Source organism: Streptomyces polyrhachis (assembly GCF_042663125.1).
Lineage (GTDB): Bacteria > Actinomycetota > Actinomycetes > Streptomycetales > Streptomycetaceae > Streptomyces > Streptomyces polyrhachii.
In genome coordinates, this window is record NZ_JBHSZO010000048.1 from 1 (window position 1) to 25,669 (window position 25,669).

Sequence of the window (25,669 nt, forward strand, 5' to 3'; positions counted from 1 at the left end):
CCGGGCTGGAAATGGCGCTGCGCGCCATGGCGCGCAGCGCCATTTCCAGCCCGGCCGGCGTTTGAGGCCAGAGGCGCGTAGCGCCGATTCGGGGGCGTGGGGGCGGAGCCCCCAGAGCGCAACTATGGAAAGGAAGTGACCCGGTGACCACCTACTGGGCCCAGCACGCCTGGACCGGCGACGAGGTCGCCGACGGCGTGCTCATCGCGACCGCCGGCGGCGCCATCACGTCCGTGACGACCGGCGCAGCCGCACCCCCCGCGGGGGCGGTGCCCCTGGCGGGGCTGACCGTCCCGGGGTTGGCCAACGCCCACAGCCACGCCTTCCACCGCGCCCTGCGCGGCCACGTCCAGCGGGGGCAGGGGACCTTCTGGACCTGGCGGGAGCTGATGTACGCCGCCGCCGAGCGGCTCACCCCGGAGTCCTACCTCGCCCTCGCGCGCGCGACCTACGCCGAGATGGCCCTCGCCGGCATCACCGCCGTCGGGGAGTTCCACTACCTCCACCACGCCCCCGGCGGCCGGCGCTACGGCGACCCCAACGCCATGGGCCACGCCCTGATCCGGGCCGCCGCGGAGGCCGGGATCCGTATCACCCTGCTCGACACCGCCTACCTCTCCGCCGGTTTCGGCGCCGAGCCCACCGCGCACCAGCTGCGCTTCAGCGACGGCAGCGCGCAGGCGTGGGCCGAGCGGGCCGGGGAGCTGAAGGGCGACGCCCACACCGTCATCGGCGCCGCGATCCACTCCGTACGGGCCGTCCCCGCCGGGGAGTTGACCACCGTGGCGACCGCCCTCGGCGGCCCCCTGCACGTCCACCTCTCCGAGCAGCGCGCCGAGAACGAGGCGTGCCTCGCCGCCCACGGCGCCACCCCGACGCGGCTGCTCGCCGAGCACGGCGCGCTGGGGCCCCGTACGACAGCCGTGCACGCGACCCATCTCACCGACGGGGACATCGAGTTGCTCGGCACCACCGCCACCGGCGTGTGCATGTGCCCCACCACCGAGCGCGACCTCGCCGACGGCATCGGACCGGCGCTCGCCGTGCAGGCCGCCGGCTCCCCGCTCTCCCTGGGCAGCGACAGCCACGCGGTGATCGACCTGCTGGAGGAGGCGCGGGCGATGGAGCTGGACGAGCGGCTGCGCACGCACGTCCGCGGCAACTGGACCGCCGCCCAGCTGCTGCGCGCCGCCACCGGGGACGGCCACGCGGCGCTGGGCTGGGAGCGCGCGGGGCGCATCGAGGCGGGCGCGCTCGCCGACTTCACCACCGTCGCCCTGGATTCGGTCCGCACCGCCGGGGCGGGCGCCACCGCGGAGGCCGCCGTGTTCGCCGCCGGCGCGGCGGACGTACGCCATACGGTCGTGGGCGGGCGGCAGATCGTCCGCGACGGTGTGCACACCCTCATCGAAGACGTTCCCGCGGCGCTGTCCGCGGCCATCCGGCAGGTGATCGACGCATGAGCCCCTCCACGGTCATTACCCACATCTCCACCCTCGCGACCTGTGATCCGACGCTCGGGGAGGGCCCGCTCGGGCTGGTCCGCGACGCCGCGCTGGTCATCGAGGGCGAGCGCGTGGTGTACGCGGGGAGCGCGGCCGGGGCGCCGCCCGCCGACAACCGCGTGGACGCGGGCGGGCGGGCCGTCATCCCCGGATTCGTCGACTCCCACTCGCACCTGGTCTTCGCCGGTGACCGCACCGAGGAGTTCAACGCCCGTATGTCGGGGCGGCCTTACGCGGCGGGCGGGATCCGTACGACGGTCGCGGCGACCCGCGCCGCCTCCGACAACACCCTTGATGCCAACCTGCGCCGCCACCTCGCCGAGCTGCACCGCCAGGGCACCACCACGGTGGAGACCAAGTCCGGCTACGGGCTCACCGTCGAGGACGAGGCCCGCGCACTGGCCGTCGCGGCGGCGCACCTGGAGGAGGTCACCTACCTGGGCGCGCACGTCGTCCCCGCCGAGTTCGCCGACGACGTGGCCGGCTACGTGGACCTGGTCACCGGCCCGATGCTGGATGCCTGCGCCCCGTACGCCCGCTGGGTCGACGTCTTCTGCGAGCAGGGCGCCTTCGACGGCGACCAGGCGCGCGCGATCCTCACCGCCGGCGCGGCGCGCGGGCTGATCCCGCGCGTGCACGCCAATCAGCTCTCGTACGGGCCCGGGGTGCGGCTCGCGGTGGAGCTGGGGGCCGCCTCCGCCGACCACCTCACCCACCTCACCGAGGCGGACGTCGACGCCCTGGCCTCGGGCACGACGGTGGGCACGCTGCTGCCGGGCTGCGAGTTCTCCACCCGCGCCGTCTACCCCGATGCGCGCCGGCTGCTGGACGCGGGCGTGACGGTGGCGCTGTCCACCGACTGCAACCCCGGCTCGTCCTTCACGAGTTCGATGCCGTTCTGCATCGCCGTGGCGGTACGGGAGATGGGCATGACCCCCGACGAGGCCCTCTGGTCGGCCACCGCCGGCGGCGCGGCGGCGCTGCGGCGCACCGACGTCGGCCGCCTCACCCCCGGCGCCCGCGCGGACGTGGTGCTGCTGGACGCGCCCAGCCACGTACACCTGGCCTACCGGCCCGGGGTGCCGCTGGTGGCGGCGGTGTGGGCGCGCGGCGAACTGGTGCCCGCAGCGGTGCCGTTCGGGGTCTGAGGCATGACGCGAGGGGGTGGCCCTTCCGTGCGGAAGGGCCACCCCCTGTAAGTCAACTACCGGGTGGGGGAGGGCAGTTGACCGTGCGTCGGTGCGGCTGTCCGATCAGTGCGGTCGGTGCGCTCAGTCCTCGACCATCAGCCCCTGCCGCAGCCGCGACAGTGTCCGCGACAGCAGCCGTGAGACGTGCATCTGCGAGATGCCCAGCTCCTCGCCGATCTCCGACTGCGTCATGTTGGCGACGAAGCGCAGGGAGAGGATGCGGCGGTCGCGCGGCGGCAGCCCGGCGATCAGGGGCTTGAGCGACTCGACGTACTCGATGCCCTCAAGTCCCTGGTCCTCGTAGCCGATGCGGTCCGCGAGCGCGCCCTCGGACTCGTCCTCCTCGGGCTGGGCGTCCAGGGAGCTGGCGGTGTAGGCGTTGCTCGCCGCCATCCCCTCGACGACCTCCTCGCGGCTGAGGTCCAGCCGCGCGGCCAACTCGCCCACGGTGGGCGCCCGGTCCAGCTGCTGGGCCAGCTCGTCGCCGGCCTTGGCCAGGTCCAGGCGCAGCTCCTGCAGGCGGCGCGGGACGCGTACCGACCAGGAGGTGTCGCGGAAGAAGCGCTTGATCTCGCCGACGATCGTCGGCATCGCGAAGGTGGGGAACTCCACCCCGCGCGCCAGCTCGAAGCGGTCTATCGCCTTGATCAGGCCGATCGTGCCGACCTGGACGATGTCCTCCATCGGCTCGCTGCGGGAGCGGAAGCGGGAGGCGGCGAACTTCACCAGCGCGAGGTTGAGTTCGACCAGGGTGTTGCGTACGTACGCGTACTCGTGGGTGCCCTCGTCCAGCTCCTGGAGCCGGGCGAAGAGGGTCCGGGAGAGGGCCCGCGCGTCCTGCGGGGCGACCTCGTCGAAGGGGGGCAGCTGCGCGAGTTCCTCGGTGAGGTCCGCGAGCGGTATGCCGCTGCCGGGGGAGACGGCCGCCGTCTCCGGGACTGCTGTCGGGGTGGTCGGGGGGTCGGTGATCGCCGACGAAGCGGTTCCCTCGTCGAGCCGGGGTGACATGGTGTCCTCCATCGTTTTTCGGCATGTGGCTGCCGAAGCCATCTCGTCGTGCTTCGCTCTGCGGCGTCCTCCTGGTCATCGGACAGGTGCTCGGAAAGTGGTTCCTCTTCTAGCCCTACCCGCTCTCAACCCTCCAGCGCAAGCGAGCGATGTCCGCATTTGCTCGTAAATGTGGGGTTGTTCGGGGGGTGAACGTGAGGACATATACACGACTCGGACGGCGGATAATGATCCGGGACAGCACGAGGACGAACACCAGGAGGGCCGGCATGGACCGCGGGACACTCGGCGACGCGAGCAGCCCACGGCTCGGCGTCGAAGTGCGGCGCGCGGGCGGCTCCGCCGTGCTGACGCCCATCGGAGAGCTGGACTTCCACACCGCGGAGCTGCTGCGCCTGCCGCTGGAGCAGGCCCTCGACGAAGGGGTCGTCCGGCTCGTCGTGGACTGCTCCGGGCTGGAGTTCTGCGACTCCACCGGACTCAACGTGCTGCTCGGCGCCCGGCTGCGGGCCGAGGCCGCCGGCGGCGGCGTCCACCTGGCGGCGATGCTCCCGCAGGTGGCCCGGGTCTTCGAGATCACCGGCGCCGGCGCGGTCTTCACCCTCCACGACACGCTCGCCGCGGCGCTCCAGGAGTGAGCGCGCCGCCGGCCCGGGCGGGCGGCGGCGGATCAGGCGCGGGTTGCGGGTGTTCACGCGACTACGCAGGGCAGGAGACCCGGCGTAACTTCATGACAGGCAGGGATGACGTGGACAGGCTGATGCGGCGGGCGCCGGCGGGCGGGCGCGAGGTGGGCCGAGACAGCGGTGGGGTGGCCCGATGAGCACCGCCCGGCCCTATGCGCCGGGCCCCGGTGAGCCGCCGATAGGGCAGGTGCGGCGGCTGCGGCTGACCGGAGCGGGCGGCGCGGTGCCCCGGGCCCGGGACTTCGCGCGCACCGCGCTGGGCGACTGGGGCTGGCTGCCGGCGTACACCGCCGGGCAGCGGGCGGCGGCGGAGGACGTGCTGCTGGTCGTCTCGGAGCTGGTCACCAACGCCTGCCTGCACGCGGGCGGCCCCGACGAGCTGCGGCTGCGCCTGGCGGCGGAGCTGGTCCGCGTCGAGGTCAGCGACCTGGGCGCCGGCGACCCGGCCCCCCGCACCCCGCACCGCGCGGCGCGCCCCGGCGGCCACGGCATGTTCATCGTCCAGCGCCTCTGCCTGCGCTGGGGCGTGGAACGCGCGCAGGACACCCCGGGCAAGACGGTGTGGGCGGAGCTGGGCGCGTCGCGGTGAGGCGGGTGCGGCGTACGGCACCTCGGGCCCGGCCCCTGATACGAGGGGCCGGGCCCGAGGTGCCGGTACGGGTGTGTCAGTCGCCGGCGTCCATCGCCGCGCGGATCTTCTTCGAGGCGGCCATCATCACGCCGCTCGCCGCGACCGCCGTCACGGCCCACAGCGTGTAGTACGCCGCGTCGCCCATCGGCTCGTTGAGCTTGGTCGCCCAGCCGTTGATGGCGTTGCCCGTCGCGCTGGCCATGAACCACAGGCCCATCATCTGGCCGACGAGCCGGGTCGGTGCGAGCTTCGCCGAGAGGGACAGGCCCACCGGGGACAGGCACATCTCGCCCAGGGTCTGCACCAGGTAGACGGAGAGCAGCCAGAAGACGGTGACCTTGCCGGTGTCGCTGTTCGCGGCGGCGGCGCCGGCCAGCGCCATGATGCCGAAGGAGCCGCCGATGAGCAGCATCGCCAGGGCGAACTTCGTCACGGTGCTGGGCTCGCGGCTGCGGCGGGCCAGGGCCACCCACACGCTCGCGAAGAGCGGCGCCAGGATGATGACGTAGACGGGGTTGACGGAGGAGAACCAGCTCGCCGGGAACTCCCAGCCGCCGATACCCCGGTCGGTCTTGTCGTCCGCGAAGATCGTCAGCAGCGAGCCGGACTGGTCGTAGATCATCCAGAACAGCACGGCCGTGACGAAGAACCAGACGAAGGCGCTGATCCGGGAACGCTCCCCGGAGGTGAGGTCCGGCGTGCGGAACATCTTCACGAAGTAGACGGCCGGGATGGCCACGCCCAGGATCGGCATCACGTTGACCAGGTGGTCGATGGTGAAGGCGCCGGAGAAGACGTCGGCGAGGAGCGCGACGGCGGCGACGGAGGCCCACAGCAGCGTCTTGCGCAGCACCGCGCGCTTCTCGTCCTCGCTCGCGGGCTGGGCCGGCACCCTGCCGATGTCGCCCAGGTGGCGCGAGCCCAGCACGTACTGGATCAGCGCCAGGGCCATACCCACGCCGGCGATACCGAAGCCGAGGTGCCAGTCGACCTTCTCGCCGACGGTGCCGACGACCAGCGGGGCGGCGAAGGCACCGATGTTGATGCCCATGTAGAAGAGCGTGAAGGCGGCGTCGCGGCGGCTGCTGTCGCTGTCCTTGTACAGGGCGCCGACCATCGCGGAGACGTTGGGCTTCAGCAGGCCGGTGCCCAGCGCGATCAGGACGAGGCCGCAGTAGAAGGTCCACTCCACCGGGATCGCGAGGACGAAGTGGCCGGCGGCGATGACGGAGCCGCCGACGAGCACCGCCTTGCGGGTGCCCCACAGGCGGTCGGCTATCCAGCCGCCGGGCATCGCCAGCATGTAGACCAGGGCGTTGTAGATGCCGTAGAGAGCGACGGCCGTGCTCTCCTTCATGCCGATGCCGCCGTCGGCGACCGCGGCCGTCAGGTACAGCACGAGGATGGCGCGCATCCCGTACCAGCTGAAGCGCTCCCACATCTCGGTCATGAAGAGGGTCGCCAGACCCCGCGGGTGGCCGAAGAAGGTCTTACCGCCGGTGGGGGACTGCGCGGCAGATGCCTTTGTCAGGCTTGTCGCCATGGTGGTTCCTTGCTCTGTCGGGGGCGGGGCCGTGTGGGGACGGGGTCCCGCCGCCAGCCGGACTCGGGCGCGGGCGGCGGCGCGTGCCGGCAGCCGCTGCGGCCCGGAAGCCGACCGTGTGGTGATACGGGTCGGCACTGTCCAGTCTGCGATGTACAGCGGAGCACGTGACAGAGACCAACGGCCCTGCGTGGGGCAGGGCATGGGTCCCGAGCCAACGTGACGTTCGGACACCGTATGCGAGGAGTTGACGCTTTAGGTCGTTTTGTAAGGTGTCTCACACAGCGTGCAGGGAACCGGCTCGGACGCCCCGGACCCGCTCCCCCACCCGGCGCACTACGATCGGCCCATGACCCGTGTACTGCTCGCCGAGGACGACGAGGCGATCTCGGAGCCGCTCGCCCGCGCCCTGCGCCGTGAGGGCTACGACGTGGACGTACGGGAGGACGGCCCCGCCGCGCTGGAGGCGGGGCTGCGCGGCGGCATCGACCTGCTCGTGCTGGACCTGGGCCTGCCCGGGATGGACGGCCTGGAGGTCTGCCGCCGGCTGCGCGCCGACGGCCACGGCTTCCCCGTCCTCGTCCTCACCGCCCGCGCCGACGAGGTCGACACGGTGGTGGGCCTGGACGCGGGCGCCGACGACTACGTCACCAAGCCCTTCCGCCTCGCCGAGCTGCTCGCGCGGGTACGGGCCCTGCTGCGCCGGGGTGTGGGCGAGCCCCAGACGCCGGCCGTCTCGGGGGTGCACGGGGTGCGTATCGACACCGAGTCGCACCGGGCCTGGATCGGCGAGGAGGAGCTGCAGCTCACCGCCAAGGAGTTCGACCTGCTGCGGGTGCTGGTGCGCGACGCCGGCCGGGTCGTCACCCGCGACCAGCTGATGCGCGAGGTCTGGGACACCACCTGGTGGTCCTCCACCAAGACCCTCGACATGCACATCTCCTGGCTGCGCAAGAAGCTCGGCGACGACGCGGCCAACCCGCGCTACATCGCCACCGTGCGCGGTGTGGGCTTCCGCTTCGAAAAGAGCTGACCGCCGGGGATGCGCCGCCGCCTGATCAACTCCACGCTCGCCGTGGTGCTCGTCGTCATCGCCGTCTTCGGCGTCTCGCTCGTCGCTGTGGAGTCGCGCACCATCGAGAACGCCGCCCACGACCGGGTGCACGCCGAGGCGGTGCGCCTCCTGTCGGCGGCCGAGACCAAGCTCGCCGCCGGGGTCCCCGTCACCGCCGCCTCGCTGGCCGGGCAGCTGGACGAGGGCGCCGCGGTGGTCCGTACCGGACCCGGCAGCGCGCCCGTACGGCTGGGCGCGCTGCCCGGCGGCGGCCGGATCACCGCCACCGTGGAGAACGACGCGGGGGCGAGTGCCACCGTCTACCAGTCGCGCGCCGGCGTGAACTCCGAGATCGGCCGCAACCTCGCCGTCATCGCCGGCGTCGCCCTGCTCGCCGTCGCCGCCGCCGTCCTCCTCGCCGTCCGCCAGGCCAACCGGCTCACCGCCCCCCTCACCGACCTCGCCGAGACCGCCGAGCGCCTGGGCTCCGGCGACCACCGCGGCAAGCACCGCCGCTACGGCGTCGCGGAGCTGGACCGGGTGGCCGACGTGCTGGACGTCAGCGCCGAGCGGATCTCCAAGATGCTCACCGCCGAGCGCCGCCTCGCCGCCGACGCCTCCCACCAGCTGCGCACCCCGCTGACGGCGCTCTCCATGCGGCTGGAGGAGATCGCGGCGACCGCCGCGACCGGGGAGCCGGAGACGCTGCGGGAGGAGGCCGCCATCGCCCTCACCCAGGTCGAGCGGCTGACGGACGTGGTGCAGCGGCTGCTCACCAACTCCCGCGACCCGCGCACCGGACTGGCGGTGGGGATGGACGTGGACGAGGTCGTCAAGCAGCAGATCGAGGAGTGGCGCCCCGCCTGCCGCCAGGCCGGCCGCGCGATCGTACGCTCGGGAAAACGCGGCCTGCGCGCGGTCGCGACGCCGGGCGCGGTGGCGCAGGTGCTGGCCACGCTGATCGAGAACTCCCTGATGCACGGGGAGGGCCGGGTCGCGATCCGTACCCGCGTCACGGGCACGCAGGTGGTGGTCGAGGTGACCGACGAGGGCCCGGGCGTCTCCCCCGACCTGGGCTCACGCGTCTTCGAACGCACGGTGAGCGGCCGCAACTCCACGGGCCTGGGCCTGGCGGTGGCCCGCGACCTGGCGGAGGCGGACGGCGGCCGCCTGGAACTGGTCCAGCAGAAGCCGCCGGTGTTCGCGCTGTTCCTGGGAAGAGAAGCGGACCAGCACTAGCCCGGTCCGGGCCGCGAGCCGACCAGCACCAGCCGAGGCGCACCGGGACGAACTGACGCGGCCCGGAAGGGAAAGTGCAGGGCCGGGGACGACCGGAAAACGACCCGTCCCCCTCAGATCCCTGCGTGCTCGGCCTCTCTGTCCCCCGCTGCCCGCGCCTGCGGAGGCGCCACCCGGAACACCCACATCCGATAGGAGAGGAAGCGGAAGACCGACGCCACCCCGATCCCCACCACCTTGAAGACGTTCACCTCCACCGCGCTGTCCCAGTGGAAGACGTACGTCGTCGCGTAGACCAGACCCGTCTCGATCACCAGGCCGACCAGCGAGAAGAGCAGGAAGAGCCCCAACTCCCGCCGCCGCGCCAGCCGCTCGCGATCGCGGTAGGTGAAGTGGCGGAAGCCCAGGTAGTTGAAGAAGACCGCCACGCTGATCGCGGCCACGTTCGCCCGGCCGACGCGTACGTCGAAGCCCAGGTGCAGCAGGTTGAAGACGGCGAAGTTGACCGCGACGCCGGCCCCGCCGACGACGGCGAACTTCACCAGCTCGCGGGCGAGGGCACCCAGCCGTGCCGATATGGCGGGTTGTGCCCTCATGAGTTCCCCTGTGTGTCGCGGTCCGTTCCGGTACGGGTTCGCCGCCCCGGGACGAATCGCCTCGCCGGTCGCATTCGTCCCTCATGCTAACCGCCGGGCCCGGACACGGGCCGGGGTGTGGAAAGTGTCACCGGCTTCGGCGATTTCCCTTGACGTACCCTTGACCACGTGACATTCCCCGTAGTCGGCATGGTCGGCGGTGGCCAGCTCGCCCGTATGACGCACGAGGCCGGCATCCCGCTCGGCGTCAGGTTCAAGCTGCTCAGCGACACCCCCAGGGACTCCGCCGCCCTCGTCGCGGGCGAGGTGGTGGTGGGCGACCACCGAGACCTGGACACCCTGCGCGAGTTCGCCCGCGGCTGCGACGTGATCACCTTCGACCACGAGCACGTCCCCCTGGAGCACCTGCGCGCGCTGCGGGCGGAGGGCGTCGCCGTGCGCCCCGGGCCCGAGGCGCTGGCGCACGCCCAGGACAAGGGCGTCATGCGCGCCCGCCTCACTGAATTGGGCGTCCCCTGCCCGCGCCACCGGCTGGTCGCCGACCCCGCCGACGTGACGCGCTTCGCGCAGGAGGGCGACGGCTACCCCGTCATCCTCAAGACGGTGCGCGGCGGCTACGACGGCAAGGGCGTCTGGTTCGTCCGCTCCGAGGCCGACGCCGCCGAGCCCTTCCGCGCCGGCGTGCCCGTACTGGCGGAGGAGAAGGTCGACTTCCGGCGCGAGCTGGCCGCCAACGTGGTGCGCTCGCCCAGCGGCCAGGCGGTCGCCTACCCGGTGGTGGAGTCCGTCCAGGTGGCCGGGGTCTGCGACACGGTCATCGCCCCCGCCCCCGACCTGGCGCCCGAACTGGCCCTGCGTGCCCAGGAGTTGGCGCTGCGGGTGGCCCGCGAGCTGGACGTGGTGGGCCATCTCGCGGTGGAGCTGTTCGAGGTCGCCGGCGCGGACGGCGAGCCCGCGATCCTCGTCAACGAGCTGGCCATGCGCCCGCACAACTCCGGCCACTGGACCCAGGACGGCGCCGTCACCTCCCAGTTCGCCAACCACGTCCGCGCGGTCCTCGACCTCCCGCTGGGCGACCCGCGCCCGCGCGCGAGGTGGACGGTCATGGCGAACGTCCTGGGCGGCGACTACCCCGACATGTACCAGGCGTACCTGCACTGCATGGCCCGCGACCCCGGCCTGAAGATCCACATGTACGGCAAGGACGTGAAGCCCGGCCGCAAGGTCGGCCACGTCAACACCTACGGCGACGAGCTCGCGGACGTCCGCGACCGCGCCCGGCACGCGGCCGGCTACCTGCGAGGGACGATCACCGAATGAGCACGCAGCCCCAGGTCGGCATCGTGATGGGCTCCGACTCCGACTGGCCGGTGATGGAGGCCGCGGCGGTCGCGCTGGACGAGTTCGAGATCCCCTACGAGGTCGACGTCCTGTCCGCGCACCGGATGCCCCGCGAGATGATCGCGTACGGGGAGGCCGCCGCGGGCCGCGGCCTGAAGGCGATCGTCGCCGGCGCGGGCGGCGCGGCGCACCTGCCCGGCATGCTCGCCTCGGTGACCCCGCTGCCGGTGATCGGGGTGCCGGTCCCGCTGAAGTACCTCGACGGCATGGACTCCCTGCTGTCCATCGTGCAGATGCCGGCCGGCGTCCCCGTCGCCACGGTCTCGGTCGGCGGCGCGCGCAACGCGGGCCTGCTCGCCGCGCGGATCATCGGCGCGTACGAGCCGGAGGTGCGCGCGCGCATGGAGGCGTTCCAGGAGGACCTGAACGCGCAGGCGACGGAGAAGGGCCGCCGGCTGCGGGCGAAGCTTGAGGGCTGAACCTCCGCGCGGGCGCGCCCCGTTGGGGGAATGATGCGGTGGCGGGGTTCGTTACCCGTACCCGCCACCCGCACGGAGGAGCCCCCATGCCCATCGCCGTACTCGGCCCGACCGCCCTCGACTGCCGCGACCCCCGCGCGCTCGCGGAGTTCTACGCCCAGGTCCTCGGCGGCACGGTCAAGCAGGTCCACGAGGACTGGATCGAGCTCACCCTGGAGGGCGGCGCCCGCCTCGCCTTCCAGCACGTGCCCGGGCACGTGGCGCCGCAGTGGCCCGGCACCACCGGCGCCCAGCAGCTCCACCTCGACCTCGAAGTGCCGCGCGCGGAGCTGGACTCGGCGCAGGAGCGGGTCCTCGCCCTGGGCGCGACGCTGCTGGACGCCGGCGACGGCGAGCGCGGCTGGCGGGTCTACGCGGACCCGGCCGGCCACCCGTTCTGCCTCTGCGCCTGCTGAGCGCACGGCAGAGCCCCCCGGTCCGCCGGAACCGGGGGGCTCTGCCGTCTATTGCTGTGCACTGCCGTGCACTGCCGTGCGCGTGGGGCGCGGATCAGACGTTGACGCCGTGCGCGCGCAGGTACGCGAGCGGGTCTATGTCCGAGCCGTAGTTCGGGGTGGTGCGCACCTCGAAGTGCAGGTGCGGGCCCGTGGAGTTGCCCGTGGAGCCCGACAGGCCCAGCTGGGTGCCCGCGCCGACCGTCTGACCGGCCGAGACCGACAGCGAGGAGAGGTGGGCGTACTGGCTGTAGCGGCCGTCGGCGTGCTTGAGGACGACCTCGTTGCCGTACGAGCCGGACCAGCCCGCGGAGACCACGGTGCCGGCCGCTATGGCGTGCACGGAGGTGCCGCTGGCGGCGGAGAAGTCCACACCGGTGTGGTAGCCGGAGGCCCAGGAGCCGCCCGCCTGGTGGTACGGGGTGGAGATGCCGGACGGGACCGGGCGGACGTAGCCGCTGGTGGTGCTGGCGCCGGTGGAGTCGGCAGGAGCCTCCTCGGCGCCGCCCTGCTCCTGCGTGGCGGCCTTGGGCGCCTCGGTGGTGGCGGTGCGCGCGGAGGACTGCTGGGCCCGGGGAGCCTGCGAGGTCTTGGGGGCCTCGAAGGTGACCTGGGACTTCGCGCCCAGCTCGTAGCGCTGGCCGGGGAAGATCAGGTCCGGGTCGCCGCCGATGACGGCCTTGTTGGCCGCGTAGACGGACTTCCAGCCGCCCTTGACCTCGTGGCGCTGGGCGATGTCCCAGAGGGTGTCGCCCTTGACCACGTGGTAGGTGCCCGGCTTGGTGGTGGTCTGCGGGGCGGCGACCTGCTCAGCGGGCTTCGTAGCAGGCTTCTCGGCCGGGGCGGCCGGGGCGCTCTCCTGCTGTTCGGCAGGCTGTTCGGCGGGCTTCGCGGCCGACTGCTCGGCGGACTCCTCGTCGGAGCCGCCCAGCTCCGGGGCGGGGCCGCCCTGGGTCAGGCCGGCCACCTGCGAGCAGTGCGGCCAGGCGCCGGGGCCCTGGTCGGCGAGCACCTTCTCGGCGACCGCGATCTGCTGCTCCTTGGTGGCGAGGTCGGCGCGCGAGGCGTACGCCCCGCCGCCGTAGGCGTCCCAGGTGCTCTGCACGAACTGCAGGCCGCCGTAGAAGCCGTTGCCGGTGTTGATGGCCCAGTTGCCGGTGGCCTCGCACTGGGCGACGGCGTCCCAGGTGTCGACGGAGGCGGCCTGTGCGCTGCCGGCGCCCGCCAGCAGCGGCAGGGCGACGCCGGCGCCGGAGGCGGCGACGACGAGGGTCGTACGGGAACGCGCTATGCGGCCGAGGCGACGATGACGTGCGCGTGCGGACATGGTGGTGCTCCTCTCCGACGCCTGCGAGGTGAGCTGTCGGGTTCGGGCTGGAGAATCGCCCGGCCGGCCTGAAGCGGAATCATGGATTCCGATTCGAGGCGCGACTTCACCCCAAGCCCCTCCGCGCATGGGCGCACGGACGGGCGGCTTACCTGTGGGTCCCCCGCTTCTGCCTGGTGACATAAGTCGTTTGCACGCGAACCGGCGGCAGAACTAGGCGTACCGGCTGCGAGATGCTCCCGGGTCACATACGGAACATGGCGAGCACCGTAGGCATAAGGGTTGTCCCTTAACAAGCTCTCCGCAGAGGTCTAAACATCATTTCGCCACCTCAAAACGGACCTAAGCGACGCTACGGACCAAGCGTCCAAGATCGCCCAGTGGGCGGCCGGTTCGCCCGCATGCCCCCAATCCCGGCCCTGGGAAGGGCAGATGGGGACGCCGCGGCGAACCGGCCGCCGAGTGGATCAATGTGGGCGCATTTATCCGTGACTTAGGCCACTACCGAACCGAGCGTGACGACAGAAGGTCCGCGACGCCCCGAGATGTCCGTTGCGACCGATTCGGCATCCGCCAGCACGCGCACGGCATTGCGCCATGTCAGCTGGGAAATGTCTGAATCAGACCAGTTGCGGCGCAAAAGCTCGGCGATGAGATTCGGATATCCCGCCACGTCCTCCAGCCCGGCCGGAGTGAAAGCGGTGCCGTCGTAGTCCCCACCGATACCAATATGGTTGACTCCGGCAACCTCGCGCATGTGGTCAAGATGGTCCGCAACCACCGAAACCGTCGCCACCGGGCGCGGATTGGCCGCCTCGAAGGCGAGCTGGACCCGCTTGCCCTCCTCGCTCAGATCGAGCGGATCCAGCCCGTGCGCGCGCATGTTCGCGTCCGCGGAGAGGGTCCACTCGATGGCCGCGGGCAGGACGAACTTCGGTACGAACGTCGCCATCGCCACGCCCCCGTTCACCGCCAGCCGCTCCAGCACGTCGTCGGGGATGTTGCGCGGATGGTCGCAGACCGCCCGCGCCGAGGAGTGCGAGAAGATCACCGGCGCCTCGCTCACCCGCAGCGCGTCGCGCATCGTCGCCGGGGCGGTGTGGGAGAGGTCGACGAGCATCCCGAGCCGGTTCATCTCCCGCACGACCTCCTCGCCGAACGGGGCCAGCCCGTCGTGGCGCGGCTCGTCGGTGGCGGAGTCCGCCCAGTCGTTGCTGTCGTTGTGGGTGAGCGTCATGTAGCGCACCCCCAGCTCGTACAACCCCCGCAGCGCACCGAGGGAGTTGTCGATGGAGTGCCCGCCCTCCGCACCCATCAGCGAGGCGATCCGCCCCTCGGAACGCGCCGTCTCCATGTCGGCCGCCGTGAACGACAGCCGCAGCTCGCGCGGATAGCGCGCGGCCAGCAGCCGCACCGCGTCGACCTGCTCCAGCGTCGCGGTCAGCGCCGCCCCGCCGACCAGCGACGAGGGCACGTACACCGACCAGAACTGCGCCCCCACCCCACCGGCCCGCAACCGCCGCAGATCGGTGTGCAACCGCGCCCGCTGGTCCTGCGAGATATCCAGCAGCTCCAGGTCGTACGCCACCTGCTCCCGCAAGGCCCACGGCAGATCGTTGTGCCCGTCCACGATCGGATACTCGGCCAGCAGATTCACGGCATGCGCAAGAAGCTCGTTCATACGCCCGACCCTAACGACCCCACCCCCCAGCCCCCGCAAGGGCCCGCACGAAGCCGCAACTCAGCCTGTCCGGCGCTTGAGGCCATGGCGCGAAAGCACCACCCCCAGCCTGTCCGGCGCCTGAGGTCGAGGCGCGAAAGCACCACTCCCAGCCCGTCCGGCGTTTGAGGACGAGGCGCGCAGCGCCAATACAGCCCGGCCGGCGTTTGAGGCCAGAGCTGCGAAGCAGCGATCCGGGGGCCGGGGGCGAAGCCCCCGCAGCGCGACGTGACCAGCCACCCCCGAAAAACTAGGCCCGCGGTCGACCCATCGCCCGGAACACCCATCCCGCCGAGCGCCACACCGCAGAATCCAACGCCCCCCGCCCGTCAATAACAACCCGCCGAGAGGCAACCGCCCCCAACTCCGCAGGATCCAACTCACGGAACTCACGCCACTCCGTCAGATGCAGCACCACATCCGCCCCCCGCACCGCCTCCACCGCGGAGTCCGCGTACCCCAGCGTCGGAAACAGCCGCCGCGCATTGGCCATCGCCTTCGGGTCGTACACCGTGACCTGCCCGCCCTGCAGATGGATCTGCCCCGCCACGTTCAACGCCGGCGAGTCCCGCACATCGTCGGAGTCCGGCTTGAACGCCGCCCCCAGCACCGCCACCCGCTTGCCCAGGAAGTCCCCGCCGCACGCCTCGCGCGCCAGCTCCACCGCCTGCGCCCGCTGGCGCATGTTGATGGAGTCCACCTCGCGCAGGAACGTCAGCGCCTGGTTCACCCCCAGCTCACCGGCTCGCGCCATGAACGCCCGGATGTCCTTGGGCAGGCACCCCCCGCCGAAGCCGACACCCGCCCGCAGGAACTTCGCACCGATGCGCTCGTCGTGCCCCAGCGCCTCCGCCAGCTTCGCCACATCACCGCCCGCCGCCTCGCAGACCTCCGCCATCGCGTTGATGAAGGAGATCTTCGTGGCCAGGAAGGAGTTCGCGGAGGTCTTCACCAGCTCCGCCGTGGGGAAGTCCGTCACCACGAACGGCGTCCCCGCCGCGATCGGCGTCGCGTACACCTCCCGCAGCAGCGCCTCGGCCCGCTCACCGCGCACCCCCACCACGATCCGGTCCGGACGCAGGGTGTCCTGGACCGCGAAGCCCTCGCGCAGGAACTCCGGGTTCCACGCCAGCTCCACCCCGTCGCCCGCCGGCGCCAGCTCCACGATCCGCGCCGCCAGCCGCTCCGCGCTGCCCACCGGCACCGTCGACTTGCCGACCACCAGCGCCGGCCGGTCCAGGTGCTTGGCCAGGGACTCCATCGCGGAGTCCACATAGGACATGTCGCAGGCGTACTCCCCGTGCTTCTGCGGGGTGTTGACGCAGACGAAGTGCACATCACCGAACTCGGCGACCTCCGCCCAGTCCATCGTGAAGCGCAGCCGCCCGGTCGAACCCTCCAGCCCCGCCACATGCCGGGCGAGCAACTCCTCAAGACCCGGCTCGTACATCGGCACCCGGCCCGAGGAGAGCAGCTCCACCTTCTCCGGGACCACGTCCAGCCCCAGCACCTCGAAGCCCAGCTCCGCCATCGCCGCGGCGTGCGTCGCCCCGAGATAGCCGGTACCGATCACCGTGATCCTGGGTGCCATCGGCTGGATCCTTTCGCAGGGGGTCGCTTCGGAGCACCCGAGCATAACCACGTACGCAACCATCCCCCCGCCTGCGGTGTCTCCCATACGGGCCGACCCGGCCCACGACGGTGGGGAAGAGGCGCGACGTGCGACAGCGGCAGCGGACAGACGAAACCGACCGGGGCATCCTGCCCCCCGACGGCAGCACCCCCGAGCCCGGCGGCACCGGGTCCGAAGAGCCCGACGGACCCGGGAGCACCAAGCCCGCCCGCCGCCGCACCCGCCGCACCCGCCTCGTCCTCCTCACCGCCCTCACCCTCCTCGGCCTGGGCCTCGCCCTGGTCCTCGGCAGCAGCTGGTGGGCCTACGAGCACTACACCGGCCGCGTCGACCGCATCCCCGGCGCCTTCCCCACCAACGTCCCCGAGAGCGCCCGCCCCCAGGAGAGCGCCGGCGGCCAGACGTACCTCCTCGTCGGCATCGACCGCCGCTCCGACCTCCCCACCACCGGCGCCGACGCGGGGGGCGCCGTCCAGTGGAAGCCCGGCGCCCAGCGCAGCGACACCATGATGCTCGTCCACATACCCCAGGACCGCGACAACGCCTACGTCGTCTCCCTGCCCCGCGACTCCTGGGTCCCCGTCCCCGGCCACGGCAGCGCCAAGCTCAACGCCGCCTTCTCCTGGGGCGGCCCCCCGCTGCTCATCGACACCGTCCAGCGCCTCACCAAGGTCAAGGTCGACCACCTCGCCGTCATCGACTGGAGCGGCTTCAAGAAGCTCACCGACGCCGTCGGCGGCGTCGACATCACCATCCCCACGACCACCCCCCGCCGCAACGGCGGCAGGCAGTGGACCGCCGGCACCCACCACATGGACGGCGAGGAGGCACTCGACTACGTACGCGAGCGCCACGGCCTCCCGCGCGGCGACCTCGACCGCACCCAGCGCCAGCAGGAGTTCCTCAAGCGGGTCCTCGACAAGACCCTCAGCTCCGGCAACCTCGCCAACCCGCTGAAGGCCAAGAAGCTCCTCGACACCGTCACCGCCACCGTCAGCGTCGACGACCGCCTCACCGACTCCGCGCTGCGCGACCTCATGTGGGACATGCGCGGCGTGCGCACCCGGCACATGGTCTTCATGAACGCGCCCGTCGCCGGCTTCGACACCATCGACCGGCAGTCCGTCGTCGTCCTGGACCGCGGCGCGATGCAGCCGCTCTGGGAGGCCATGCGCAACGACACCATGGACGTCTACACCGCCAAGTACCCCGTCGACCGCCTCGGCGACACCGCCCGCTGACACCGCCCCGGCTCCCCGGGCGCCGTCACCGCCCGCCCGTAAGGAAGCTCACGTGGTGCCGGCCCCCGGCCGCCTCTACCATCGACATTACTTAACGGTAGTTAGCATCCAGTGCTGGGAGTGGAGCTTTGGCAGCAGGAGCGCCCGAATTCGACCTGTACCGCCCGGCCGAGGAGCACGGCATGCTCCGCGAGGCGGTCCGCTCGCTGGCCGAGGCGAAGATCGCCCCGTTCGCCGCCGAGGTCGACGAGGAGGCCCGCTTCCCGCAGGAGGCCCTCGACGCCCTCGTCGCGGGCGACCTGCACGCCGTGCACGTCCCCGAGTCCTACGGGGGCGCCGGCGCGGACGCCCTCGCCACGGTCATCGTGATCGAGGAGGTGGCACGCGTGTGCTGCTCCTCCTCCCTGATCCCCGCGGTCAACAAGCTCGGCTCGCTGCCGGTGCTGCTCGCCGGCTCCGAGGAGCTGAAGGCGACGTACATGACGCCGCTGGCCAAGGGCGACGCGATGTTCTCGTACTGCCTCTCCGAGCCGGACGCCGGCTCCGACGCGGCGGGCATGAAGACCCGCGCGGTGCGCGACGGCGACTACTGGGTGCTCAACGGCGTCAAGCGCTGGATCACCAACGCCGGCGTCTCGGAGTACTACACGGTGATGGCCGTCACCGACCCGGAGAAGCGCTCCAAGGGCATCTCCGCCTTCGTCGTGGAGAAGTCCGACCCCGGCGTCTCCTTCGGCGCCCCGGAGAAGAAGCTCGGCATCAAGGGCTCCCCGACCCGCGAGGTCTACCTCGACAACGTCCGCATCCCCGCCGACCGCATGATCGGCGCGGAGGGCACGGGCTTCGCCACCGCGATGAAGACCCTGGACCACACCCGCATCACCATCGCCGCCCAGGCCCTCGGCGTCGCCCAGGGCGCCCTGGACTACGCCAAGGGCTACGTCCAGGAGCGCAAGCAGTTCGGCAAGCCGATCGGCGACTTCCAGGGCGTGCAGTTCATGCTCGCCGACATGGGCATGAAGATCGAGGCGGCCCGCCAGCTCACCTACGCCGCCGCCGCCAAGTCCGAGCGCGTCTCCGCGGGCGGCGCCCACGAGGACCTCACCTTCTTCGGCGCCGCGGCCAAGTGCTTCGCCTCGGACGTCGCCATGGAGGTCACCACGGACGCGGTCCAGCTCCTGGGCGGCTACGGCTACACCCGCGACTACCCGCTGGAGCGGATGATGCGGGATGCCAAGATCACCCAGATCTACGAAGGCACGAACCAGGTCCAGCGGATCGTTATGGCCCGCAATCTGCCGTAAGTCCCTTATGGGAAACGGCCCTTCGCTTCGGTGGAGGGCCGTTTCCCATGTCCGGGGCCCTACAGCCCCACGATGTTCCCCACCGGCCGCTTCGGTTCGCGGCGCGGGGGCTTCGCGCCCGCGAGGCAGATGTAGCGCGTGGCGCGGTGGCGCTGGCCCGGGTAGGGGGACAGGAGTTCCAGCATGCGGGCGTCGTCCGCGCCGCGGTCGCGGGCCAGCGACCAGCCGACGATGCGGGGCAGGTGCAGGTCGCCGACCGTGACCGCGTCGGGGAAGCCGTTGCTGCGCTGCAGGGTCTCGGCGGCCGTCCAGGGGCCGATGCCGGGGACCAGCTGCAGGCGGTGCATGGCCGCCGGCAGGTCCATGGCCGCCGCCTCCTCCAGCCGGGGGGCAACCCGCGCGGCCCGTACGACCGTGGCGGCGCGCTTGGAGTCGACGTTGGCGCGGTGCCACTCCCAGGAGGGGATGAGCGCCCACTCGCGCGGGGTCGGCGGTACGTACAGGGGGACGGGCCGCCCCCCGTCGGAGGAGCGGGGGGCGGGGCCCGGCGCGGGCTCCCCGAAGCGGCGCACCAGCGTCCGGTAGGAGGCGAACGCCTCGGCGGTGGTGACCTTCTGCTCCAGGACCGCCGGCACCAGCGACTCCAGTACGCGGCCGGTGCGCAGCAGCCGTATCCCGGGATGGCGGCGCACCGCCTCGTACACCAGGCGGTGGCGCGGGGTGAAGGCCGCCGGCTCGTCTTGGGCGCCCAGCAGCTCCGGCATCCGCGCCAGCAGCCACTGCGCGCCCGGCCCCCACGCCTCGCCCTCCAGCGCCGCCCCGGTGCGGGTGACGCGCAGCGTCCCCGGCCCGTCGGGGGTGCGGCAGGCGCGCCAGGCCGTGTCGGCGCTGATGCGGCAGGTGGGGTCGAGGCCGCCGCGCGGCAGGACGCGCAGGGAGCGGGCCAGGTCGTACGGGCCCTCGGGAGTCCAGCGGCGCAGTGCGGAAGTCATGACCAGGGAAGGCTACCGGCCGAGCGCCGGGCGGACGGGGGCGATCCCCGGACGGGCCCGGGGCCGGGGTCAGCGCCCCTGCAGCTGCGCCGAACCGGTGCGCGCCGTCGGCAGTTTGCCGTACAGCCGCGCCCCCGGGCAGGCGGTGGTGAAGCCGTCGCGGTGGCCGGAGATCACCCGCAGGCGCACCCGCTTGCCGGGGGCGTACTTGCCGCCGGCCGAGACCATCGTGACGGACGAGCCGGGGTTGCCCCCGTAGAGCCCGAGCTTCCAGGCGGTGAGCCGGGACACCGAGCGCACCGCGGCCGCGGAGGGCGCGCTGGTGTCGAAGGTGCCCAGGACGACGATGCCCATCGAGTTCTGGTTGAAGCCGAAGGTGTGCGCCCCCAGGACGGGCTTGGCCACCCCGCCGGCCCGCCCCTCGAAGATGCGTCCGCACTTGTCGATGGCGAAGTTGTAGCCGAGGTCCGCCCAGCCCAGGCTCTGGACGTGGTAGCGGTAGATGCCGCGCAGGACCGAGGCGCTCTGGGCGCAGCGGTAGCCGTTGCCGGTGGCCGAGTGGTGGACGAAGGCGGCCCTGACGGTCCTGGTGTAGTGCAGCTTCTTCTCCCGCAGCCGCTCGTCCGCGCCCCAGCCGCGCCGGGTGACGATGCCGGGGCGCGGGCCGACGAAGGGCCGTTTGGCGGGGGCGAGGGCGGGGTTGAACTGGGTGGCCTCCAGCTCCGAGGCCCGCTTGGAGAGCGCTTTGACCTCCAGGCCGTCGGAGGTGGTGAGCCCGGCGTTGACCGCGGCGGCCTGCGCGCCGGCCTCGTCGGCCGCCGTGGCGACGGTGGTGCGGTCCTCGTCGGCTGCCGGGTCGGGGGACTCGTCGTCCGCGCCGGGGTCGACCAGTTCCACGCGCAGTCCCGAGGGCAGCGAGGGGCGCGCCTTGTTGCTGGTGGGCGCCGCGGTGACCCGTACCTGCACGCCGTCGCAGTCGCCCACCCACAGCGGCGCGGTGCCGCCGCGGGCCGGGCCGGCGGCCTCCTGCGAGCCGAGGTCGGGGGCGTGGTCGCCGTGGGTGGCCAGGGTCTGCCAGTCCGACCAGCGGTCGCCGCCGCGGGCGCGGGTGCGTACCTGCACGGTGCCGTGCAGCTCGACGGAGGGGTCGCGCCAGACGATGCCGATCATGGAGAAGGGGTGCACCTCGCGCGGCGGCAGCCCCACGGAGGAGGCGGCGGCGGGCGACTGGTCGGCGCGCGTGCCGGGCAGCGGCAGCAGCGGCAGCGACTGGGTGGCGCCGGGGGTCTCGGCTGCCGCGGCGGAGGCCGCGAGTGCGGTACGGGGGGAGGTGTCGGCGGTGGCGGCGGTGGGCACGAGCGCCAGGGAGGCGAGGGCCGCCGCCGCCAGGGCCCCTATGGAGGAGACAGTCAGAGGTCGCATGCTCCGATCCTCGACTTACCGGACATACCTGTCTATTCGGGTTGTTCCGCATGGGGGGCGGCCCGGCCCGCGGGGGATCGGGCGTGAACCGGCCGGATTTCGGCGGCGGTAGGCTGCCGCCCGTGACGACACCCGACGCCCTGCTCCGCGACGCCCTGGCCGCCGACCCCGCCCGGCCGCTGGTCACGTACTACGACGAGGCCACGGGGGAGCGGGTGGAACTGTCGGTGGCGACCTTCGCCAACTGGGTGGCCAAGACGGCCAATCTGATCCAGGACGAGCTGGCCGCCGAGCCCGGCGAGCGCCTGGCGCTGCTGCTGCCGGCGCACTGGCAGTCGGCGGTCTGGCTGCTCGCCGCCTTCTCCACCGGTCTGGTGGTGGAGGTCGGCGGGGACGCGGCGAAGGCCGACCTGGTGGTCGCCGGCCCCGACACCCTGGAGGCGGCGCGTGCCTGTACGGGCCCGCGTGTCGCGCTCGCCCTGCGCCCCCTGGGCGGGCGCTTCCCCACCCCGCCGGAGGGCTTCGCCGACTACGCGGTGGAGGTCCCCGGCCAGGGCGACCGCTTCACCCCCTACGCCCCGGTCGACCCGCTCGCCCCGGCGCTGGTCACCGGCGGCGAGGAGCTGAGCGGGGCGGAGGTGGTGCGCCGGGCGCGCGCGACGGCCGGCGAACTGGGCCTGGGGAGCGGAGCGCGGGTGCTCAGCGGGCGGGACTTCGAGAGCTGGGAGGGCCTGGCGGGCGGCCTGCTGGCGCCGCTGGCGACGGGGGGCTCCACGGTGCTCTGCCGCCATCTGGACCGGCTGGACGAGGGCGGCCTCGTCAAGCGCCGTACGGACGAGCGGGTCACCCACACGCTGTGAGCGGACGCGCGGCGCACCGGTTCGCGCGCCGCCGCACTGATGTCCGGCATGATCGGATGTTCCGTCTATACGTTGTACGTACCGACGTGCACGCGGACGTACAACCATGTACCGGTCTCGGCGGTCTGCCACCACGAGGGCAGTCGCCGACGGCTGCCCGACCGTGAGGGATGAGAGCAGATGGCCACCTCCCCCCAGCAGCCGGGGCAGCGCCGCCGGGGCGGTTCTCCTCGTGGCGCCGCACCGTCGCGGCCGCCGCGCACACCGCTGTGGCTGCGCCGGACGGTGTTCTGCCTGTCCCTGTCGATCCTGCTGATCGCCGGCCTGGGCTGGTACTTCTACCAGCGCCTCGACGGCAACATCAGCATCGACGCCGCGACCGCCGACGAGCTGCGGCGCTACGAGGAGGGCCGCCCGCGCCCCGCCGCCACCGGCGCGCAGAACATCCTGCTCATCGGCTCCGACGACCGCTCCGGCGGCAACCGCAAGTACGGCCGCCCCACCTCCGGCGAGCGCTCGGACACGGTGATCCTGCTGCACCTCGCGGGCGACCGGAAGTCGGTCACCGCCATCAGCCTGCCGCGCGACCTGATGGTGCAGATCCCGCGCTGTCGCGCGAAGGACGGCCGGCACAGCGGCAGCCAGCTCAACCAGTTCAACTTCGCCTACTCCTTCGGCGGCGCGGCCTGCACCATCCGCGTCGTGGAGACGATGACCGGCATCCGCGTCGACCACCACCTGATCCTGGACTTCACCGGCTTCAAGGAGATGGTCGACGCCGTGGACGGGGTGGAGGTGTGCGTGCCGAAGCCGGTCGACGACAAGGCGGCCAGACTGCGGCTGAAGGCCGGCCGCCAGACGCTCGACGGCGAGCAGGCGCTGGGCTGGGTGCGCGCCCGCAAGACGCTGGGCGACGGCAGCGACACCGACCGGATGCGCCGCCAGCAGGAGTTCCTCGCCTCGCTGGTCAGCAAGGTCAAGAGCGACGGCGTGCTGTTCAACCCGCTGCGCCTGGCCCCCCTGCTGGACTCGGCCACCAAGTCGCTGACGACCGACAAGGGACTGTCGGACCTGACCGCGTTGTACGAGCTGGTACGCGGGGTACGCGACGTACCGATGGAGGAGGTGCACTTCCTGACGGTGCCGCGCCGCCCCTACCGGCTGAACACCAACCGCGACGAGCTGGTGCAGCCCGACGCCTCCCGGCTCTTCCAGGCACTGCGCGAGGACGAACCGGTTCCTTTCGGCTCGAAGGCCGACAACCGCGCCGAGGGAGCGGTGCCGCTGCTGCGGACGGCGGCGTACGTGGGGGAGCCGGGCCCGGTACGGGCGGCCGACCCGGGAGATGAACCCACGTACAACGGGACGACACCGGCGGATGACATCTGCCGCTGAGGTGCCGCTGAGGCGACGCGATGGGGGGGGTGTGGGGCGTGCGAGGTGGGGAAACGGCGGAGGGTTGTACGGCAGTGGAATTTGTCACGGGCGTCGCTAGACGCTGAAGTGGCCGGATAAGGTGTGCGATCTGGCCGCTCCGACGCAGGGGCGGCCTGCACTGCACGTACGACCTTCAGTGAGCGCCCCCGGGGGAGGCGCCTTCCGTCTTCGAAGTGAGGACCCGAGCGATCGTGGATACGCGTGGCCGTGGGCGGGCGGGCGGGGTCGACCCTGCCGATCAGTGGGTGTTCAACCCGAGCACCGGCAGCTACGAGCTGAGCCTCCAGCCATCCGTGCCCGAGTACGACCCGCGCGGCCAGGCGTCCTACGGCGCGGACTCCGCCACCACCGTGCCCCGCCAGCGCCCCCGCCAGACGAGGCTGCCGGGCCCCCGCGACCCCGAGGGACTGCAGCCGGGCGGACCGCCGCGCCCCAGCCGCCGCCGGGGCGCGCCCCCCAGGCGCAACCGGCGCAAGGCGCTGATGATCACCGGCGGGGTGCTGGGCTTCCTGCTGGTGGCCGGCACGGGCGGCGCCTACTGGGCGTACCAGAAGCTCAGCGGGAACATCGGCAGCACCGAGGTGTACGGCGAGAAGAACGCCGCCGTCACCAAGGGACCGGTCAACATCCTGGTGATCGGCACCGACAAGCGCAGCGGCAAGGGCAACACCAGCTACGGCGACCGCAACAGCGTCGGCCACGCCGACACCACGCTCCTCTTCCACGTCGCGGAGGACCGCTCCAACGCGACGGTGCTGAGCATTCCGCGCGACATGATAACGAGCATCCCGGACTGCAAGACCAAGGACGAGGAGAGCGGGGACTGGAAGGACGTCCCCGGCACCGAGGCGAATCTCGCCGGCTCCACGCCCCGCTTCAACGAGAGCCTCGGCCAGAGCGGCCGCGACCCGGGCTGCACCTGGAAGACGGTCGAGAAGATCACCGGGCTGGAGGTCAGCCACTTCATGCTCGCCGACTTCAACGCCGTCAAGGAGCTGTCCTCGGCGGTCGGCGGGGTCGACGTCTGCCTGGCCAAGCCGATAAAGGACAAGGACTCCAAGCTCGACCTCCCCCAGGGCGAGAACACCGTGGCGGGCGAGGACGCCCTCGCCTTCGTCCGCACCCGCCACGCCGTCGGCTTCGGCAGCGACCTCAGCCGCATCGAGCTGCAGCAGCAGTTCCTCGGCTCGCTGATCCGCAAGATGAAGTCCGGCGACACCCTGACCAACCCGAAGAAGCTGTGGAAGCTCGCCAACGCGGCGACCAACTCCCTCACGGTGGACAGCGGGATCAAGAGCATTCCCAGCCTGATGTCGCTCGCCAAGGACCTCAGCAAGGTCCCGCAGAAGAACATCACCTTCCTCACGCTCCCGGTGAAGGACAACCCCGAGGAGCCGGAGGGCGCGAAGGCCACTGTCGTGATAGACGAGGTCAAGGCCGCGCCCGTACTGAAGATGATGCAGTCGGACGTCTCCTTCACCGAGGTGAAGAAGAAGCAGAAGGAGGCCGCCGCGAAGAAGGCGGACCCGGCCGAGGTGGACGTCCAGGTCGCCAACGGCGGCGGGATCGCCGGCGCGGCCTCGGCGACCGCCGAGTGGCTCGCGGGCAAGGGCGTCGGCAACGCGGCGGCGAACGGAAACGCCCCCGAAGCAGCCCCGAAAACAACCCTCACGTACGCTCCCGACCAGCAGGCGCAGGCCAACACGGTCGCGGAGTTGATGGGCCTGCCCAAGAGCGCGCTCAAGAAGGACGCGGCGGCGCAGCCGGGCGTGCCCATGTCCCTCGTCCTGGGTGCGGACTTCACCGCGTCGGGCACGCCGGTCGCGGCGCCCGACAAGGCGCCCGAGGGCGTGCAGAGCGCCAACGCCGACGAGAAGAAATGCGTCAAATGACCGCGCGGTGACACGACTTCAGCGCCGAGAACGTCCAAGACGTGTACGGACGTACACGCAACGGCATCGACCGGG

The 25,669-nt window shown here is 72.3% G+C and carries 22 protein-coding genes and 1 riboswitch; of the genes, 14 read left to right on the forward strand and 8 right to left on the reverse strand.

Annotation, left to right across the window (positions count from 1 at the left end):
- The first annotated feature begins 143 nt into the window (after positions 1-143).
- Both ACFQLX_RS23080 and hutI read left to right on the forward strand, forming a co-directional pair.
- Complete coding sequence (locus tag ACFQLX_RS23080) at positions 144-1,463, forward strand: formimidoylglutamate deiminase (RefSeq protein WP_386418095.1); 1,320 nt, start codon at positions 144-146, stop codon at positions 1,461-1,463.
- Positions 1,460-2,653, forward strand: a complete 1,194-nt coding sequence (gene hutI, locus ACFQLX_RS23085; RefSeq protein WP_386418097.1) for an imidazolonepropionase — start codon at positions 1,460-1,462, stop codon at positions 2,651-2,653. The genes ACFQLX_RS23080 and hutI overlap by 4 nt, the downstream gene beginning before the upstream one ends.
- Positions 2,654-2,776: 123 nt before the next feature.
- On the opposite strand, the gene ACFQLX_RS23090 is transcribed toward hutI, so the two are convergent.
- Positions 2,777-3,715, reverse strand: a complete 939-nt coding sequence (locus ACFQLX_RS23090; RefSeq protein WP_386418099.1) for an RNA polymerase sigma factor SigF — start codon at positions 3,713-3,715, stop codon at positions 2,777-2,779.
- Between the two features lie 257 nt (positions 3,716-3,972).
- Here ACFQLX_RS23090 and ACFQLX_RS23095 point away from each other — a divergent pair, with 257 nt between their 5' ends.
- A complete protein-coding gene (locus tag ACFQLX_RS23095) occupies positions 3,973-4,341 on the forward strand; it encodes an STAS domain-containing protein (RefSeq protein ID WP_386418101.1) in 369 nt (122 codons plus the stop codon).
- A gap of 181 nt (positions 4,342-4,522) precedes the next feature.
- Positions 4,523-4,978 carry an ATP-binding protein gene (locus tag ACFQLX_RS23100; protein ID WP_386418103.1) on the forward strand — a complete coding sequence of 152 codons (456 nt, stop codon included), beginning with the start codon at positions 4,523-4,525 and terminating at the stop codon, positions 4,976-4,978.
- A 76-nt stretch (positions 4,979-5,054) separates the two neighbouring features.
- On the opposite strand, the gene ACFQLX_RS23105 is transcribed toward ACFQLX_RS23100, so the two are convergent.
- Positions 5,055-6,563, reverse strand: coding sequence for a peptide MFS transporter (locus ACFQLX_RS23105; protein ID WP_386418104.1), 1,509 nt, complete (start codon positions 6,561-6,563; stop codon positions 5,055-5,057).
- A 349-nt stretch (positions 6,564-6,912) separates the two neighbouring features.
- On the opposite strand from ACFQLX_RS23105, the gene ACFQLX_RS23110 reads away from it, so the two are divergent.
- A complete protein-coding gene (locus tag ACFQLX_RS23110) occupies positions 6,913-7,596 on the forward strand; it encodes a response regulator transcription factor (RefSeq protein WP_386418106.1) in 684 nt (227 codons plus the stop codon).
- A 9-nt stretch (positions 7,597-7,605) separates the two neighbouring features.
- Positions 7,606-8,856: an ATP-binding protein gene (locus ACFQLX_RS23115; protein WP_386418108.1), complete on the forward strand. Its 1,251-nt coding sequence runs from the start codon at positions 7,606-7,608 to the stop codon at positions 8,854-8,856.
- A gap of 113 nt (positions 8,857-8,969) precedes the next feature.
- Here the strand turns inward: ACFQLX_RS23115 and ACFQLX_RS23120 are convergent, their stop codons facing one another.
- Positions 8,970-9,452 (reverse strand): GtrA family protein, encoded by a 483-nt coding sequence (locus ACFQLX_RS23120; protein WP_386418109.1) that lies wholly within the window; start codon positions 9,450-9,452, stop codon positions 8,970-8,972.
- A 189-nt stretch (positions 9,453-9,641) separates the two neighbouring features.
- Here ACFQLX_RS23120 and ACFQLX_RS23125 point away from each other — a divergent pair, with 189 nt between their 5' ends.
- The 3 genes from ACFQLX_RS23125 to ACFQLX_RS23135 all read left to right on the forward strand — a co-directional run bounded on the left by ACFQLX_RS23125 (position 9,642) and on the right by ACFQLX_RS23135 (position 11,727).
- Entirely contained in the window at positions 9,642-10,772 is a 1,131-nt protein-coding gene (locus tag ACFQLX_RS23125; RefSeq protein ID WP_386418142.1) for a 5-(carboxyamino)imidazole ribonucleotide synthase, read from the forward strand.
- A complete protein-coding gene (purE, locus tag ACFQLX_RS23130; RefSeq protein ID WP_386418111.1) occupies positions 10,769-11,272 on the forward strand; it encodes a 5-(carboxyamino)imidazole ribonucleotide mutase in 504 nt (167 codons plus the stop codon). The genes ACFQLX_RS23125 and purE overlap by 4 nt, the downstream gene beginning before the upstream one ends.
- A gap of 86 nt (positions 11,273-11,358) precedes the next feature.
- Positions 11,359-11,727 carry a VOC family protein gene (locus ACFQLX_RS23135; RefSeq protein ID WP_386418112.1) on the forward strand — a complete coding sequence of 123 codons (369 nt, stop codon included), beginning with the start codon at positions 11,359-11,361 and terminating at the stop codon, positions 11,725-11,727.
- 94 nt (positions 11,728-11,821) lie between these two features.
- Here ACFQLX_RS23135 and ACFQLX_RS23140 read toward each other — a convergent pair whose 3' ends face one another.
- The 3 genes from ACFQLX_RS23140 to ACFQLX_RS23150 form a co-directional block, all read right to left on the reverse strand.
- Positions 11,822-13,093, reverse strand: a complete 1,272-nt coding sequence (locus ACFQLX_RS23140) for a transglycosylase family protein (protein WP_386418114.1) — start codon at positions 13,091-13,093, stop codon at positions 11,822-11,824.
- Between the two features lie 5 nt (positions 13,094-13,098).
- Positions 13,099-13,291: riboswitch (cyclic di-AMP (ydaO/yuaA leader) on the reverse strand.
- A 295-nt stretch (positions 13,292-13,586) separates the two neighbouring features.
- Entirely contained in the window at positions 13,587-14,774 is a 1,188-nt protein-coding gene (locus ACFQLX_RS23145; RefSeq protein ID WP_386418116.1) for a dipeptidase, read from the reverse strand.
- Positions 14,775-15,063: 289 nt separating this feature from the next.
- Entirely contained in the window at positions 15,064-16,404 is a 1,341-nt protein-coding gene (locus tag ACFQLX_RS23150) for a UDP-glucose dehydrogenase family protein (protein ID WP_386418118.1), read from the reverse strand.
- Positions 16,405-16,532: 128 nt separating this feature from the next.
- Here ACFQLX_RS23150 and ACFQLX_RS23155 point away from each other — a divergent pair, with 128 nt between their 5' ends.
- Complete coding sequence (locus ACFQLX_RS23155) at positions 16,533-17,687, forward strand: LCP family protein (RefSeq protein ID WP_386418119.1); 1,155 nt, start codon at positions 16,533-16,535, stop codon at positions 17,685-17,687.
- 182 nt (positions 17,688-17,869) lie between these two features.
- Positions 17,870-18,991 carry an acyl-CoA dehydrogenase family protein gene (locus tag ACFQLX_RS23160; RefSeq protein ID WP_386418144.1) on the forward strand — a complete coding sequence of 374 codons (1,122 nt, stop codon included), beginning with the start codon at positions 17,870-17,872 and terminating at the stop codon, positions 18,989-18,991.
- Positions 18,992-19,050: 59 nt separating this feature from the next.
- Here ACFQLX_RS23160 and ACFQLX_RS23165 read toward each other — a convergent pair whose 3' ends face one another.
- The gene (locus tag ACFQLX_RS23165) at positions 19,051-19,983 is read right to left on the reverse strand and encodes a DNA-3-methyladenine glycosylase family protein (protein ID WP_386418121.1); all 933 of its coding nucleotides are present in this window, start codon (positions 19,981-19,983) and stop codon (positions 19,051-19,053) included.
- 69 nt (positions 19,984-20,052) lie between these two features.
- On the reverse strand, positions 20,053-21,405 hold the full coding sequence (locus ACFQLX_RS23170) for a peptidoglycan recognition protein family protein (protein WP_386418122.1): 1,353 nt from the start codon (positions 21,403-21,405) through the stop codon (positions 20,053-20,055).
- Positions 21,406-21,527: 122 nt separating this feature from the next.
- Between ACFQLX_RS23170 and ACFQLX_RS23175 the strand changes: the two genes are divergently transcribed.
- The 3 genes from ACFQLX_RS23175 to ACFQLX_RS23185 all read left to right on the forward strand — a co-directional run bounded on the left by ACFQLX_RS23175 (position 21,528) and on the right by ACFQLX_RS23185 (position 25,594).
- Positions 21,528-22,265: a TIGR03089 family protein gene (locus ACFQLX_RS23175; protein WP_386418124.1), complete on the forward strand. Its 738-nt coding sequence runs from the start codon at positions 21,528-21,530 to the stop codon at positions 22,263-22,265.
- 180 nt (positions 22,266-22,445) lie between these two features.
- Positions 22,446-23,660 carry an LCP family protein gene (locus ACFQLX_RS23180; protein WP_386418126.1) on the forward strand — a complete coding sequence of 405 codons (1,215 nt, stop codon included), beginning with the start codon at positions 22,446-22,448 and terminating at the stop codon, positions 23,658-23,660.
- A 233-nt stretch (positions 23,661-23,893) separates the two neighbouring features.
- Positions 23,894-25,594: an LCP family protein gene (locus ACFQLX_RS23185; RefSeq protein WP_386418128.1), complete on the forward strand. Its 1,701-nt coding sequence runs from the start codon at positions 23,894-23,896 to the stop codon at positions 25,592-25,594.
- Positions 25,595-25,669 lie beyond the last annotated feature (75 nt).